This is a genomic window from Herbiconiux sp. A18JL235 (assembly GCF_040939305.1).
Classification (GTDB): Bacteria; Actinomycetota; Actinomycetes; order Actinomycetales; family Microbacteriaceae; genus Herbiconiux.
Genome location: NZ_CP162511.1, coordinates 965223 through 979144 on the forward strand (window position 1 = coordinate 965223; position 13922 = coordinate 979144).

Annotated in this window: 13 protein-coding genes; 6 read left to right on the top strand and 7 right to left on the bottom strand. The window is 70.3% G+C overall.

Annotation, left to right across the window (positions count from 1 at the left end; genetic code table 11):
• Positions 1-57: 57 nt before the first annotated feature.
• A complete protein-coding gene (locus ABFY20_RS04460) occupies positions 58-708 on the top strand; it encodes a hypothetical protein (protein WP_368498737.1) in 651 nt (216 codons plus the stop codon).
• A gap of 18 nt (positions 709-726) precedes the next feature.
• Here ABFY20_RS04460 and ABFY20_RS04465 read toward each other — a convergent pair whose 3' ends face one another.
• Positions 727-1902 (bottom strand): GGDEF domain-containing protein, encoded by a 1176-nt coding sequence (locus tag ABFY20_RS04465; RefSeq protein WP_368498738.1) that lies wholly within the window; start codon positions 1900-1902, stop codon positions 727-729.
• 49 nt (positions 1903-1951) lie between these two features.
• Complete coding sequence (locus ABFY20_RS04470) at positions 1952-3586, bottom strand: sensor histidine kinase (protein ID WP_368498739.1); 1635 nt, start codon at positions 3584-3586, stop codon at positions 1952-1954.
• Positions 3587-3700: 114 nt separating this feature from the next.
• Here ABFY20_RS04470 and ABFY20_RS04475 point away from each other — a divergent pair, with 114 nt between their 5' ends.
• Entirely contained in the window at positions 3701-4900 is a 1200-nt protein-coding gene (locus ABFY20_RS04475; protein ID WP_368498740.1) for a sensor histidine kinase, read from the top strand.
• Entirely contained in the window at positions 4897-6042 is a 1146-nt protein-coding gene (locus ABFY20_RS04480; protein WP_368498741.1) for a hypothetical protein, read from the top strand. Before ABFY20_RS04475 ends, ABFY20_RS04480 begins: the two co-directional genes overlap by 4 nt.
• Positions 6043-6087: 45 nt before the next feature.
• On the opposite strand, the gene ABFY20_RS04485 is transcribed toward ABFY20_RS04480, so the two are convergent.
• Genes ABFY20_RS04485 through ABFY20_RS04495 form a run of 3 tightly spaced genes read right to left on the bottom strand, consistent with a single transcriptional unit; the run spans position 6088 to position 7358 of the window.
• Entirely contained in the window at positions 6088-6507 is a 420-nt protein-coding gene (locus tag ABFY20_RS04485; RefSeq protein ID WP_368498742.1) for a MarR family winged helix-turn-helix transcriptional regulator, read from the bottom strand.
• Between the two features lie 31 nt (positions 6508-6538).
• On the bottom strand, positions 6539-7066 hold the full coding sequence (locus tag ABFY20_RS04490) for a MarR family winged helix-turn-helix transcriptional regulator (protein ID WP_368498743.1): 528 nt from the start codon (positions 7064-7066) through the stop codon (positions 6539-6541).
• Between the two features lie 34 nt (positions 7067-7100).
• Entirely contained in the window at positions 7101-7358 is a 258-nt protein-coding gene (locus ABFY20_RS04495; protein ID WP_368498744.1) for a hypothetical protein, read from the bottom strand.
• A gap of 215 nt (positions 7359-7573) precedes the next feature.
• Between ABFY20_RS04495 and ABFY20_RS04500 the strand changes: the two genes are divergently transcribed.
• A complete protein-coding gene (locus ABFY20_RS04500; RefSeq protein WP_368498745.1) occupies positions 7574-8590 on the top strand; it encodes a TetR/AcrR family transcriptional regulator in 1017 nt (338 codons plus the stop codon).
• Here the strand turns inward: ABFY20_RS04500 and ABFY20_RS04505 are convergent.
• Together ABFY20_RS04505 and ABFY20_RS04510 are read right to left on the bottom strand one after the other, a co-directional pair.
• Positions 8510-9676: a hypothetical protein gene (locus tag ABFY20_RS04505; RefSeq protein ID WP_368498746.1), complete on the bottom strand. Its 1167-nt coding sequence runs from the start codon at positions 9674-9676 to the stop codon at positions 8510-8512. The genes ABFY20_RS04500 and ABFY20_RS04505 overlap by 81 nt on opposite strands.
• A 36-nt stretch (positions 9677-9712) precedes the next feature.
• Positions 9713-11977, bottom strand: coding sequence for a S8 family serine peptidase (locus tag ABFY20_RS04510; protein WP_368498747.1), 2265 nt, complete (start codon positions 11975-11977; stop codon positions 9713-9715).
• A gap of 246 nt (positions 11978-12223) precedes the next feature.
• On the opposite strand from ABFY20_RS04510, the gene ABFY20_RS04515 reads away from it, so the two are divergent.
• On the top strand, positions 12224-12742 hold the full coding sequence (locus ABFY20_RS04515; protein ID WP_368498748.1) for a hypothetical protein: 519 nt from the start codon (positions 12224-12226) through the stop codon (positions 12740-12742).
• Positions 12743-12863: 121 nt separating this feature from the next.
• Complete coding sequence (locus ABFY20_RS04520; protein WP_368498749.1) at positions 12864-13904, top strand: MauE/DoxX family redox-associated membrane protein; 1041 nt, start codon at positions 12864-12866, stop codon at positions 13902-13904.
• The last annotated feature ends 18 nt before the right edge of the window (positions 13905-13922 follow it).

Genomic DNA, 13922 nt, shown 5'->3' on the forward strand with positions numbered 1-13922 from the left:
GGTCCGGTCAGGAAAACCTTAAGATTGCATCAGTCGGAACGGGAGAGGGTGTTGTCGATGGCAGGCAGGCTGTTCAGGGGCATCGCGGCGGGTGCCGTCGCGCTCGCCACCGTGGCCGGCGTGAGCGCCTGCGGCACCGCCCCGTGGGATCAGTCGCGCTTCAACACGGATGCGCCGGAGACGTCGTCGTCGGCTCCTGCGACCCCCACAGCCCGCCCCACCATCACCCCCGTGGTGAACGAGCTCGCCACGGGCAGCGCCAAGCACCTCCTGCAGGCCGGCGACATCGCGATGACGGTCGACTACTACTCGACCCTCAGCATGGACCAGTGGACGGCCGAGGCGAACAAGCCCATCACCTTCTCGCTCACCGGCGCCCTCGGCACCGACGACGGGCAGAGCTTCTACCTCTCGCGGGTCACCCTCACCCCCGCGGTCGACGGGCCGACCGGCTCGCTGCCCGCCCCCGCCCCCATCACCGACCAGGCGGCTGTGCAGCCGGGGTACTACATCAAGTCGCCCTACAGCTACAGTCAGACCTTCATCCTGCCCGCGCTCGATCCGGCGGCCACCTCGGTGACGCTCTCGTTCACCTACGAGATCCTGCTGCAGACGGCGCCCGGGTCGAACGACTACGCCAAGCAGACGGCCAGCGACCAGCTCACCGTGGCCATCGCTCAGGCACCCGACTCGTCGGGCGGCGAGTGAGGCGATCGGGCGGAGCCGTTACGAACCGGCCTGCGTGACCCCGCGCCCCACCACGATGCTGTTGCCGCCCGCCTCCCGCGCGGCGTGGGTGGCGTCGTCGAGCGCCCGGCGCAGTACGGGCAGCCCGTAGCCGTAGCCCTCGGTGTCGACGACCCCGAAGCTGGCCGTCGCCCGCAGCGACTGCTGCGGGTCGATCGGCTCGTCGACCAGGGCGGTCTGCAGACGGATGGCGAGCTGCTCGGCGTCGACGGCGCTCTGCGTGACCACCACGATGACGAAGCGGCCTGCGCCGGTGTGACCGAGCAGTGCTGTGGTGGGTGCGTGGTGCCGCACGATCTGGGCGACGGAGCGGATGGCGGTGTCGCCGAAGGTGCGGCCGAACGCGGTGTTCATCTGGGGCAGGTTGTCGACATCCATCGCGATCATGGCGAGCCGGTCGCCGTGGAAGGATGCGCGTTCGACCCAGTCGGCCCACTGCTGCATGAAGGGGGCGGCCGAAAGCACCCCGACCACCGAGTGCACACCGACCGTGACGTCGCCGAGCGCCCGTGCGCCCGAGCGCTCCGCCTGCAGGATCGACATCGAGATGGTGCCTAGCAGCACGACGACGATGGTGAGGACGGAGGTGAGCTCCGAGCTGAAGTACTGCTGGAAGGTCGAGCTCTCGGGGCCCAGGCTCACGAAGATGCCGGTGCGGGCGACGTAATAGGCGCAGACGATCCAGAGGGCGAAGCTCATGACTCGCGCGTTCAGGTTGCGCCGCATGCGGGAGCGCATGGTCTCCGCACCGCCGAGGCCCGCGAACACCGCGACCCCCGCGAACAGTGCAGCCGAGCCCGTCCACTCGCCCCCGGCGGGGCCTTCGATCGCCGTGAACAGCGCGACGACCCCACCGCCCAGGAGAACCACCCAGATGAGCGACGGCCGGCCGTTGAACACGCGCGCCCCCGCCCAGATGGATCCGATCGAGATGACGTGCGCCGTGTTGCCGACCGCGAGCACCCACCACAACTGGTCGGAGATGCTCCAGACCGAGAACGACAGGGCGGTGAGCATGGCTGCGATGAAGGAGATGCTCCAGAGACGACCGGAGGCGTCGTTCCGCCGCATCGCGGTGTTGAGGATGAAGGTGATGCCGCAGAGGACGATGATGAGACCGCTGGTGACGATGAGGGTGTCGAGGTCGAGTGTCATGCCGTGAGACCTCCTTCCGCGCCGCGCATCGGCCGCCGATGATCGGAGTTTATCGCGCGCGGGGAAGAGTCGCCGTGAACGTCGTTCCGACGCCGATCGCGCTCGACACCGTGAGGTCGCCGCCGTGGCGCCGAATGATGTCGCGGCTGATGGTGAGCCCAAGCCCGGAGCCGTGGATCGTCGACTGCCGCACGCCCTCTGCCCGGAAATACCGTTCGAACAGCTTCGACTGCTCCAGGTCGGTCAGGCCGATGCCGGTGTCGCTCACCACCAGGTCGATGCTGCCGGCGTCGGCGCTGACCGACACGTCGACCCTGCCGTCTTCGACGTTGTACTTGATGGCGTTCGAGAGCAGGTTGTCGACGACCTGGCGCAGGCGGAAGCCGTCGGCGTCGAGGATCACCGGCCCCGCCACGCGGTTGACGATCTCGATGCCGCGCTCGCCCGCCGCGATGGTCTGACCCTGGATGGCCTGGGCGACGATCTCGGCGAGGTCGCACTGGCTGAACGACATGACGATCTGCTGCTCCTTCTCGCTGGCAGCCGTGAGCAGGTCGGCGACGAGGGCGAGCAGACGGTCGGAATTGGCCGAGGCCACCTCGAGCATCGACCGCGTCGACGGGTCGAGGGTCTCGTCGTCGAGGGCGAGTTCGAGGTAGCCGAGGATGGAGGTGAGGGGAGTGCGCAGCTCGTGCGAGACCGAGGCCACCAGGTCGTCACGGGCCCTGATGGCGTTGATCTCGCTGGTGACGTCGCGGGAGATCATCACACCACCGTCGGGCTCGCCGTCGGGGGCCGTGAGCGGTCGCGAGCTGACCGAGAGCGCGATGCGGTGCTCGCCCGGCTCGCCGAGCCACACCACCATGTCGTCGAAGCGCTCGCCGCGGGTGGCCCGCCCGAACGGCCGCTCGTTCTCGTCGTAGGGGGTGACGCGATCGGGGCGGTACATCACCGGATGCTCGATGCTGGTCTCGGGGAGCCCGAACTCGGTCTGATAGTTGCGGTGGGCACGGTTGACGATGGTCTGCTTGCCGTCTTTGCCGAAGGCGACGACACCGAAGGTCACGGCGTTCAGCACCTCGTCGAGCGTCTGCTCCTGTCGCCGCGCCCGGCGCAGGGCGACCTCGAGGAGGTCGGCCTGCTGGCGCAGCAGGCCCCTCTGGGCAGCTGTGCGACTCGAGGTTGCGAGCGTGGTCGTGGCGATGAAGGCGAGGGTGACGGGCAGCACCAGCAGGGAGCCGAGGTTGGCGACGCTGACGGGCACGTCGCCGATCACCGCGCTCAGCCAGATGAGCAGGGCGGAGGTGAGCACACTGACCACGGCGCCGGTCAGCCCGAAGTAGCTCGACAGCCAGATCACCGGGAACACGAGCAGCAGGCCGGTGCCGAGCTGCAGGTTGCCCTCGCGCACGAGCATGATGGCGAAGATGTCGACGACCGGCAGTGCGGCGGCCCAGGCGCGCGGGATGCTCGACCACGGCACGAGCGCTGCGGCGCCGGTGAGCACGAAGACGACGGCGACCCCGCCGAAGAACCGCACGTCGAGCACCGCGGAGGGCTGGAAGATGTAGGCGGCGCAGACGAGCAGCAGCAGGGCCGCCGCGAGAAGGAGCTGCGACTGGAACACGGCACGGTCGAACCGGGAACGGCGCTCCGTCTCCCTGTCCCCGTTCCCCGCACTCATGATCTGTAGGGTACAGGCACCGGAGGCGGCGATTGGCGGCGTGTCGGCACGGCGGATATCCTCGTTCCGGGGGTCTTCCGTGAACGGTTCGGGTGCGCAGCGGGTGACTGCGCGATGACGTTGCAGATCGCCGCCGACGTCGACGGCGTCGTCACGAGCCGCGCTCTCGCTCGAGCGGGTGTCTGGCTGTCGTCGGTCTTCCTCGCGGCAACGGTGGTGCTCACCGCCCTGTTCATCCCGATCACCGGCCGCTGGGAGCTCTCACTGGCCATCGTCGGCCTGCTGGTGACCGCCGCCGGAGTGATCGCGGCCCTTCTCACGCGCTCCTTCGTGCGGGCACTCGTCTACACGATCGCGGGCTGCGCCGGCCTCTACGTCTACGCGCTCCTCGCCACAGGGGTGACCGTCAGCCTGTCTCCGCATCCGCCGTCGAGCGACTACGTGCTGCTGTCGATGCCCGAGCTCGCGGTGCTCGTCGTGGGGGTCGCCGCCCGGTCTCTCGCGAAGTCGATCGTGCTGGGGAGCGTCGCCTTCGTCGCCGGGCCGGGCTTCGTGCAGCTCGCGGCCTGGCAGCAGGGCATGACCCTTGCCGTCGACGTGCCGGTGGTGGCGGCCTACGTGGCCCTCGGCCTCCTCGTCAGTGCCCTGTGGCTCGGCCGGCGCGACGCGGCTCGCGGCACCGTGATGATGTCGGATGCGGCGCTCGCCGAGGAGCGCGACGTCGCGATGGGCCGCTTCACCGCCCGGGCCTCGACGTGGCTTCACGACACCGTGCTCGTCGACCTCCGGGCGCTCGCCGACGGCTCGCCCGGCCCAATCCCGCCGGAGCAGATGCAGGCGATCGATCGCGATCTCGCGAACCTCGCCGACGTGCGGGTGATCCTCGAGGGCCAGCGCCCGGCCGGGTCGTTGCGCAAGCTCGCGAAGGTGCCGCTGCTCGTGGGTCTGGTGAGGGCCGCCGAGCAGAAAGGTCTGGCCGTGCGGGTCACGGGCGACATCGACGCCGTCAACGCCCTCAGCGTCTCGGTGGGGCGTGCCGTCGAGCGGGCCGTTGCCGAGTGCCTCGACAACGTGACGGCGCACTCGGGGGTCGTGGAGGCGGAGATCGCCGTGATGTCGAGCCCGCCGGAGCTGAGCATCATGGTGTCGGATGCGGGGGTCGGCTTCGACGTCGACGCCGCCGACGACCACACGGTGGGCCTGCGCATGACCGTCGTCGACACCATCGTCGAAGTCGGGGGCTCCGTGCAGATCTGGTCGCGGCCGGGGGCAGGCACCGCCGTCTTCGTCACGGTGCCCGGGGGTGCCGCATGAACGTGCGCGAGGCGGCGCTGCGCCCGCCCGCAGGCACCACGGCGCTGCAGCTCGACCCGCTCGCCTCCATCAGCGCACGCGGCTTCCTGCTCGTGGTGACGGCGGTCTCCCTGCTGACCGCGGTCGGGCTGACGGTGGTCGCCGCCGACCAGATCTCGTCGTGGCCTCTCGCCGTCGCGGCGATCGTGGCGCTGGCGGCGGGACACGCCTGGTTCATCCGCAGCGCCTTCCGTTTCGATCTCGGGGTCACGAGCGATCGCTTCGCGACAGCCTTCGCGCTCATCGCGATCGCCACCGTGCTCAGCTCGGTGAGCTGCATCGGCACGAACCTCTACATCCGGGACGACTGGGGGCTCCTCACCATCGGCCTCGCGATGATGGCGGCGGCGCCGTTCCGCACCTCGGCGGAGCTCACGGGCTACACGGTCATCTCGACGGTGCTCTGCACCGTTCTCGCCACCCTTCACTACTTCTTGAGCTTCGAGGACTCGCTTCCGCTGGCGGTGATCGTCGCGGTAGCGGTGGCTCCGGCCCTCGCCCTCGGCCTCGGCTCGATCGCCTACGCGCGCACTCTGTTGCGCGGCATCTACGCGGAGCGCCTCACCCAGGCCGAGCAGAGGGAACAACAGTACGAGGAGGTGCGCGGCCGGTTCGTCGACGACGACCTGATGGGGGAGATGGGGGCGCTGCGGGAGGAGATCGTGCCGTTCCTGGCGCGCATCCGTCTCTCGGGAACCCTCAGCCCCGAAGACCGCGTGCGCGCGGGGGAGCTCGCAAGGAGCCTGCAGGCCGCGATCGCCGAGACGCAACAGCTCGACTCGCTGGGCGATCACGTCGACCTCCTCGTCGATGAGAGCGGTCTCTCACCGCGCCTCCACGAAGACGACCGGGCGACGCTGCGGGCGTTGCTCGTGGCGGTGCAGTCGTCGCCGCACACCCGCCCGGGGTCGATCATCCTGGAGCTGGTGGAGGGGGAGGACGACCGCTTCGGCATGCTGCGCTGCTCGAGCTCCGACGTGCGCGCGCTCCGCTCCGCCGTGCTCCCGTTCATCAGGATGACCCGGCTGATGATGCGCACCACCTCGGAGGAGGTGCAGGGCGACGAACTGCTGGTGCAGTTCGACATCGACCGCGTCGCGTGAGCCCGCGAGGGGTCGTGTCCCGGTGCGGAACCGCATCGAGTGGCGCTACTCCTGCTGCGCCGCGACCCTCGCCATGTCGAGCAGGAAGGTGCGCACCACGAGGGCGGCGCGGGCGTCGAGGCCGGTGGCGACCGCCATCATCCGGCGGTGCATCTCGCCAAGGGTCTGGCGCACTTCGTCGTCAGAGCCGGGAGTCGCCGTCACAGCGAGCGATCGGCGGTCGGTGGGGTGCGGGTGACGGGAGAGGTGGCCGGACTTCGTGAGGCGATCGAGCATCACGGTGACGGAGGCCGACTTCATGCCGAGGTGATCGGCGAGCGCCCCGGGAGTGACGACGCGCCCTTCGCGTTGGGCCTTGAGAAGGAAGCGCAGGGCGGTGAGGTCGTTCTCGCCCATCTTCATCGACTCGCGCGTGCGGCGACGCATCGCCTCTTCGGCGGCGCGGTAGGCGCGCAGTTCGGTCAAGACCTCCAAGCTGCGCCTCGAGGCCTGCGGTTCAGCGCCGCTCATCGCGATCGAAGACGTGCGAGTCGACCTGGTCGACGGCGTCTCTCATGCGGGTGAGAAAAGCCACGACGGTCTCGGCGTCGTCTTCGGACAGGCCCTCGATGATCTGCAGCAGCTCGGGCCGGGCGTCGCCCAGGGCTGCCGCCTCGAGCTCGCTGCTCGGTGTGCTCGGCACGATGATGAGCGCCCGACGGTCGAACGGGCTGGGCTGCCGGGTGAGGTGGCCGTTCTTCTCGAGGCGGTCGAGGAGGACAGTGATGGAGGCGCTCGTGATGCCGAGGTACTGCGCGAGCTCCTTGGGCCCGACGGCCTTGCCCTCGGCGGTGGCGCGCAGCAGGTAGCGCATGGCGATGAGGTCGTTCTCGCCCATGCCCATCGAGGCTTGGGAGCGGCGTCGCATGGCGGACTCGGCGGCGCGGTAGCTGCGCATCGCCTCCAGCACGTCTACTCCGCGCTGGTGTCCGGCATCATCGGCGTACCAGTAGTGGTTGGCCGACTCGGGGCGGTCGGTGGTCATCCTGTTATCGTAAACCCACTCGTTCGGGAACGGACTACGCGGCGGAGAGCAGTTCGGTGGGAACGGTGCTCTCGAAGGGAGCGCGCAGGAGTGCGGCGGCCTTGCCGAGCGAGAGTGCCTGCCCGGCCTCCACCGCCCGGTCGTAGCGGGTGCCCGAGAGGGCGACGTAGATGGAGCCGGCTCGCTCGACGAAGCCGAGGAAGCGCTCGCCGCACAGCACCTGGTACACACCCGAGTCGAGGCGCGCGACCGTGTAGGTCTCGCCGTTGGAGATGAGTTTCATGGTGTTCATGACTGCCGCCTCTCGTTGCGTCTGGCTCATTACTAGATAGCCTAACTAGTAGTTGGCAAAGAATCTTGGGGTTGACGGAATTCGGTCGCATCCGCTACGGCGCGAGCGGGGGTTTCCCCGTCGACCTCCGGCGAAACGCCGTGGTATTCACTACGCTAGCGACACGTGTAGTCGAGAGATCCGATCCGGCTCCACGATGTTCTGGAGGTAAGCCCATGGGTGATGTCTTCTCGACCGGCAGCGACGGGGGTGCCAGCTACTCGCAGCAGAGGCGGGCGCGCATCCGAGCATCCGAGGTGCGCAGGCGTGTGCTCGATGTCGCTCTCGAACGGGTGGAGGGCATCGGGCTCACCATCGGTTTCGAGCACATCGTCATGGACGATCTCATCCGCGAGGCGGGGGTTCCCCGGAGTTCGACCTACCGCCTCTGGGACTCGAAGGAGGCGTTCGTCGCCGATCTGCTCGTCGAGATCGCCTCCGAGACCTCGAACAAGCTCGCCGACAACGAGACCCTCGCCATCAGCGAGGGCATCCTGTTCGCCAACATCGACCGGTTGCGCAGCACCGACGACCGCGTGCGCGTGATGTACGAGGTCATCAGGGTCGCGCTCGAGCACAATTACCGCGCCGTCATCGAGTCGGTGCCGTGGCAGTCGTACGTGGGGCTCTCGGCGACGCTCCTCAGCCAGATGGAGTCGTCGGCCCGAGAGGACATCGAGCAGGCGCTGCGGTCGGGCAGCTCCGACTTCATCGACCGCATGGCCGAGTTCCACGGCTGGTTCTCGGGGATTCTCGGCTATCGGCTGAAGGCGGAGTGGGACGGCGACTACCGTCCCTACGCCGTCGTCATCTCGGCGGTGGTGGAGGGGCTCGGCCTCCGGCATCTCGGCAACCCGCAGCTCGTCGACGCCACCTACCGGGGCCCGGCGACGATCGCCTCCGACGACCCGGAGTGGGCGCTGCCCGCGATCGCGCTGGTGGCCATCCTCGAGCGCTTCCTGGAGCAAGACCCCGACTACGACGTCGAGGCCACCGTGGCGCTGCTGGAGGCGATGAAGGCGCAGCGGGAGACCGGTGCGGTCACCGGCATACCCGGCGGCTCCGAGTCCGATTCCGAGGGAGAGCAGGCCGAGGGGGAGCAGGCCGAGGGGTCAGGCGATGGCGCACGTGCCGACGGCTCCGACGGCGATGCGCCCCCGCACGGAGTCGGCGTCGCGCACGAGCGCGGCTGACGCGGCGGTGAGCAGCTCCTCGTAGGGCACACCCGCGGCCACCACCACACCGAAGCTCGCCGACGACGCGTCGTCGATGCCGGTCGTCTGCGTCTCGTACTCGCGGTGCAAGGCGGTGGCGAGCCGGTGGGCGGTGGCGAGCAGCGGCTCCAGCGATTCCGAGGCGTCGTCGGCCCCGAACATCAGCAGCCAGCGGTCTCCGTCGACCCCGATCACGGCGCCGGCGGGAGCGTCGCGCACGACGAGCCGGGTGAGGGTGCGCTGCAGCTCGCGGCCGTGGGCGACGCCATAGGCGCCCCGCAGCTCGCCGAGCAGGTCGATGGTTCCCACCAGGAAGGCGGCGCGGGGCAGCTCGGTGAGCCGTCGTCGCGCGAGCTGATCGAAGGCCTTGGCGCCGAGCACCCGTTCCCGTGCGCCGCTCGGGTCGCGTCGGCTGAGGCCGCGTCGAGCATCCTGAACCCTGATGGCGATGATCCCCGCGCCGCCGAGAACCACGAGAACCAGGTTGATGCCGGTGGCCCCTGCGCTACCGAACACCCCCTCGAACAGCGGATGCCCGGGGCCGGCGACGAGGTAGGCGAGGCTGCGCAGAACGACGTAGACGCCGTGCACGGCGAGTGTCCCGGCGAGCACCCACGCACCGGCGAAACGGCGCAGGCGCGGGCGCAGCGACTCCGCCACGACGAGCACCGAGAACAGCGCGAGCCCGAGCATCTTCTCGGGGGCACCCGCCCACCTCGATCCGTCGTGGGAGGGCAGGGCGGAGACGACTCCGACGAGCAGCGCGACGGCGCCGACGCCGAGCACGAAGGGTCGCCGCCCGTTGAAGGCGCGGCACCCCATCCACACCGAACCGAGCGTGAGCACCATGGCCGCGTTGCCCACCGCCACCGACCACCAGATGTCGTGACTGCTGCCCGACACGTAGTAGGCGACCGAGCAGAGCACCGCCGACACGAAGGTGAGTGACCAGTAGCGCCCGGCGTCGTCGGCGGGTCGGCGGAGCTTGTCGACGAAGAACACGGCGGCGAGCGGGATGATCGTGAAGCTCATCGCCGCCAGCAGCGTCGGGTAGTCGAGGCCCATGCCCGGATCCTCCCTCGTCGTGGGCGGGAGCGGTGCTCAGCCCCGCCGGCCGCGACCGCCGATCGCCGTGGCGCGGCCCAGGGCCACCAGGGCGATTCCCGCGGCGATGATGACCGCCATGCCGATCAGACCGCCGGAGGCGCCCGTGACATCGGCGCCGGTGTCGGCGAGACGGTTGCCGCCGCCGGCATCAGGAGTCGGAGTCGGGGTGGGTGAGGGTGTGGGAGCCGGGGCGGGCAGCGCGGCGAGCGCGTTCACCGCCTCGACCCGGCCGGTGCCGGTCACGTTCTCCCGCGAGACGTTGCGGATGCGCTGCTCGGGCATCGCCGTCGCGGTCGACACCAGGGCGTGGCGCAGCTGCTCGGCGGTGGCATCGGGGGAGTACTCCAAACCCAGCGCCGCGACCGCGCCCGCGTTCGGCGTCGCAGCCGAGGTGCCGCCGAAGCGGAACTCGCGCTTCGCGCCGGCGGGGAAGAAGGTCGTCAACGACTGGTCGACCGACACGACATCGGGCTTCGACCTCGTGACCGGGTCGATGATCGGCACCGGCGTCGACTTCGTACCCGTCGCTGGCTCCCACAGGTAGCGCACGGGGCCGACTCCGGAGTAGTCCTCGATCACGTCGGGGGTGAGCACCGACGCCGCTCCGACCGTCAGCACCGACTCGTCGCCCGCGTGGCCCCAGATGCTCGGGCCGATGGTCACTCCGTCGGCCCAGCCCCGCCCGTCGCCGAGGCTCGACACCCCGCCATCGTCGAGCATGAACTGGATGCGCACCTCGGGTGTGCCGGGGTGGAAGCCCTCGAGATGAAGCCTCACCAACGCGAACGTGAAGCTGGCCGGGTTCTCGATCCCCGCCGGCGGAGCGAACTCCGTCGACGCGTACGGCGTGGTGGTCTCGGCCCCAGGGCTCTGCGGCACGAGGGCGGTACCGTCTTCGTCGAGGGCGATGATGAGGAAGACGGTCTCGACACCCCAGACCGGCTCGGCCCACTGCGCCTTGATCGTGCCGGCCAAGGTGCCCTCCGGCGTCAGGGGCAGGCCCATCGTGGCGCGGAGCAGCGGGTCGTGCCCTTCGCGCGCGAAGTTCTGGCAGTCGACGACGAGCTCGGGCTGCTGCACGACCGCGCGGGCCTCCTCGGCAACGATCTCGGGGCACGGGCCGAAGCTCGAGACCTTCGTGGTCCACGATCCCGTGCTCTGGTCGTCGCGGAACCCGGGCTCGGTGCCCTGGCTGGCCTGACCGATGCTCGATTGGTTCTGCGCCGCCGAGAGGTAGAGCACACCCTGCTCCACGGCCTTGCGAGCGCCGGTGCCCACCACGCCCTCCTGATAGAGGGGCTCGTCGGGGAAGGTCGCGTCGTCGACGATGATGTCGGCGCCCGCCTCGACGAGCCGGTTGATGTTGTCGGCGTACGCCGCCTCGTTGGCCCCCGCCGTCGCGAACATGAGCTCGGCGCCTGGTGCCACACCGTGCACCAGCTGAGCCATGGCCCTGCCTTCGTCGGTGTTGGTGAGCAGCTTCGGGTTGCCGTCTTCGATGATGAGGATGTCGGTGGTGTACCCGCAGGGGTTGGTGCTGCCGGGCAGCGCGCCGGCGGCGATGTCTTCCGCCATCGTGCGGTAGGGGTCGGTGACGACGGCGAAGGAGTCGGAGATGATGCCGACCTTCACGCCGGTGCCGTCGACTCCGAAGCGTTCGCGGGCGGCAGCGGAGTTGAGCGCGCCGGGTGCGTCGGCTTCGACGTCGAGCGGGTTGCAGGCCGTGTTGCCGGAGGACGCCGGCGCGGAGGCGATCGTCGCACTCGCCGAGTGGCCGAGAACGGGCTGCTGCACCGGCCTCACCGAGACCACGCCGGGCAGGGCGGCGAGCTGCTCGAACGCCGTCGGGGCGGCCGTGACGACGATGGTGGGCTGCGAGGTCGTGACCGTGAGGATCTCGCCCGAGCCGGCCACCGCATCCCGAGCGGCGTCGAGCGCGTCGGCGCTCGCGAACAGCACGGTCACGGGGGTGCGGCCCTGGTCGTCGAAGGTGAGGCCGAGGGTGGGGTCGAGGGTGTCGCCGATCGCAGCGCTCCCCGAGCCCTCGGCGCCGCCCGTTCCCGAGGCCTCGTCGGCGAGCAGGGCGAGGCTCTGCGCGAGCACCTCGACCCGCGGTGCGGGCGCGGGGGGAGTGGTCGTCGCGAAGGCGGGCGCCGCGCCGGCGGCCGCGAGGAGAAGGCCGAGGCCCAGTGCGGTGGCGGCGGTGCCGAGCACTCCGCGGTGTGAGCGGCGCGCCCCGGCGCCGGTCGAGTCTGTCATCTCTTTCCATCCCCCTGTGTCGCGCATCGCTGCGCACTCGATCGTAGCGACGGCGGATGGCCCGCTGGGGCGGCAACGTGATTCCCCGTGGCGCTCCGGATGCGCGGATTAACGACACATGAGGTGACGAGAACGACGTGGTTCTCGGCTGCCGTTCAGGTGCCGCGGGGTCGCGGTGAGGCTGGTGCACCAGGCGGCGGAACGACCGCCTCAGCCCGACACATCCGTTAGATCCCAGGGGAACTCATGACCGAACTCGAGCCCACCGGCACCGACCTGAAGAGCGGCGTCGACCGCCGCACCGTGATGAAGGGGGCCGCCTGGTCGCTCCCCGTCATCGCCCTCGCCGTGGCGACTCCCGCCGCATCGGCGTCGGGAACCACCGACATCGGCGCCTACGCCCTCAACGGGTCGTGCGGCACCCTGGGCATCCTCGGCCCTGGCTTCACGCTGACGGCCGGCGCCACGGAGCCCATCCCGGCCAACACGACCGTGCTCATCAACGGAAGCGGCGTCGCCAACATCGGCGTCTTCTCCGTCTCGGGCGGCACGGCGAACGTCGCCGTGCTGAGCGGTACCAGCCGCCTGATCACCCTCACCTCCGCCGTGCCCGCGGGTGCCACCATCTCGTTCCGCACCACGCTCTCGATCACCGTCGCGTTCACGCTGAACGCCACGGCGACCCTGCCCACCGGCTACGTGGGCACGGGCGGCAAGCCGGCCGGTTCGGTCACCTCGACCCTGGTGCTCTGCTCCACCACCTGACCGGTGGCTCACCCCCGTGGCCGCCCGCGATCGTCACGATCGTCGGCGGCCACGGGTGTCTCCGCCCGCTGCAGCCCTTCCGGCACACTCTCCGCCGGTCGACTCCAGGAGAAGCCTCACCATGACCACCGCCGTCGGCACCGCACTCGCGCTCACCCTCGCCGTGGTCTTCGGGTGGAGCGGCGTGGCCAAGCTCAGCACGCCTGGGTCGACGCGGAGGTCGCTCGAGGAGTTCGGTGTTCCCGGCCGCGCCGCCGGGTGGGGTGCCTGGGCGCTGCCTCTCGGCGAGTGCACGATCGCCATCGTGCTGATCGTCGTCCCCGGCCCCGCCTTCATCGTCGCCGGTGCCGCCTCGATCGCACTGCTCGTCGTGTTCTCCGTGGCGCTGGCCCGCGTCGTCCGTGCCGGTGAGGCGGTGCACTGCAACTGCTTCGGGGTGGCGTCGACCGCACCCGTGAGCTGGCGGAGCGTGGTGCGCAACCTGGCGCTGGTCGTGGTCGCGGGCGGCGCCGTGCTGCTCGGCGGCGACGCGGTCGCTCCGACGGTCGCGGGCTTCGCTCCCGCCCAATGGACTGCGTTCTTCGCCACGACGACGCTCGTGCTCGCGGTCGTGGCGGTCGTGGCGGTGGCCACGCGGGCCCGCGCCGGTCGGGCCTCGACGGCGGGTGAGGCGCAGCAGGGGGTCCTGGAACAGGGGCCCGGCCGCGACGGCGCCGAGTGGCCGGTTCCCGACCTGGAGGTCACCGATCGAGGCGGCCGGGCCGTCGAGCTCGCCACCATCGCGTCGGCGCGGCCGACCCTCCTCGTGCTGCTCTCCGCCGACTGCACGCCCTGCACGACCGTCGCCGCCCGGCTCGACGGGTGGGCGGATGCGGTGGGCGCATCCGTCGGCGTCGCCGTGCTCACTTCAGCCGAGCCGCGCACCTTCGCCGAGCGGTATCCGCACCTCGGCGCCCCGGTCTACTACGGCTCGAGATCGTTGATGGCGGCGGCGCAGATCGCCGGACTCCCGGCGGCACTCCTGCTCACGCCGGCCCGCACGGTGGCGGCCGGCCCGGCCCAGGGAAGCGACGAGGTGGCGGAATTGCTGAGCGCGATAGGCCATGTCATCGGAGTCAATACCGATGTACTACCGGTTTCACACCATGAAATCGCCACCTGATGATCGGATTGACGACAG

Coding starts and splice junctions, on each gene's coding strand:
- ABFY20_RS04515 (WP_368498748.1), top strand. CDS start 12,224: ATGACCGAACTCGAGCCCACCGGCACCGACCTGAAGAGCGGCGTCGAC.
- ABFY20_RS04510 (WP_368498747.1), bottom strand. CDS start 11,977: ATGACAGACTCGACCGGCGCCGGGGCGCGCCGCTCACACCGCGGAGTG.
- ABFY20_RS04460 (WP_368498737.1), top strand. CDS start 58: ATGGCAGGCAGGCTGTTCAGGGGCATCGCGGCGGGTGCCGTCGCGCTC.
- ABFY20_RS04465 (WP_368498738.1), bottom strand. CDS start 1,902: ATGACACTCGACCTCGACACCCTCATCGTCACCAGCGGTCTCATCATC.
- ABFY20_RS04470 (WP_368498739.1), bottom strand. CDS start 3,586: ATGAGTGCGGGGAACGGGGACAGGGAGACGGAGCGCCGTTCCCGGTTC.
- ABFY20_RS04475 (WP_368498740.1), top strand. CDS start 3,701: ATGACGTTGCAGATCGCCGCCGACGTCGACGGCGTCGTCACGAGCCGC.
- ABFY20_RS04490 (WP_368498743.1), bottom strand. CDS start 7,066: ATGACCACCGACCGCCCCGAGTCGGCCAACCACTACTGGTACGCCGAT.
- ABFY20_RS04495 (WP_368498744.1), bottom strand. CDS start 7,358: ATGAACACCATGAAACTCATCTCCAACGGCGAGACCTACACGGTCGCG.
- ABFY20_RS04520 (WP_368498749.1), top strand. CDS start 12,864: ATGACCACCGCCGTCGGCACCGCACTCGCGCTCACCCTCGCCGTGGTC.
- ABFY20_RS04500 (WP_368498745.1), top strand. CDS start 7,574: ATGGGTGATGTCTTCTCGACCGGCAGCGACGGGGGTGCCAGCTACTCG.
- ABFY20_RS04505 (WP_368498746.1), bottom strand. CDS start 9,676: ATGGGCCTCGACTACCCGACGCTGCTGGCGGCGATGAGCTTCACGATC.
- ABFY20_RS04480 (WP_368498741.1), top strand. CDS start 4,897: ATGAACGTGCGCGAGGCGGCGCTGCGCCCGCCCGCAGGCACCACGGCG.